This is a genomic window from Microvirga sp. Mcv34, assembly GCF_024519725.1.
GTDB lineage: Bacteria > Pseudomonadota > Alphaproteobacteria > Rhizobiales > Beijerinckiaceae > Microvirga.
The window spans coordinates 1-322 of the sequence record NZ_JALJRK010000302.1 but is presented as its reverse complement, the minus strand read 5'-3'; the positions used below and the strand labels follow the sequence as shown (position 1 = coordinate 322).

The 322-nt window shown below is 59.9% G+C and carries 1 protein-coding gene; it reads left to right on the top strand.

Annotation, left to right across the window (positions count from 1 at the left end; translation table 11 throughout):
* Positions 1-57: 57 nt before the first annotated feature.
* Positions 58-322, top strand: a 265-nt coding sequence (locus OC446_RS30715) for an IS66 family transposase (protein ID WP_262032634.1), incomplete at its 3' end; no start/stop codon positions are given.

The following is a 322-nucleotide window of genomic DNA, read 5'->3' as shown; positions in this document are numbered from 1 at the left end:
AAATTTAGATGCCGATCCCCCGTCTCAGAGGGTCAACATTGCACGCCGAAACACAACATGGGGCAGGCCAGCCATCCGCTCACCGGCGAAACGCGCCTAATTCAAGTGGCCTGTTGGGCTCACGCACGCCGCGATCTGTACAATGAGTTCCTCCGCAATCGCTCGCCTTCGGCGGAACGGGCCTTAAATCTCATCTCCGACCTGTTTGCGGTTGAAGCCGGGATCAACGGCTTGGATCCGGAAATGCGGCTCGCTGCGCGCCTGGCTAGGTCGGTCCCTCTTCTGGAGATCCTGAAGAGCCATCTCGACACGACGCTCGCGC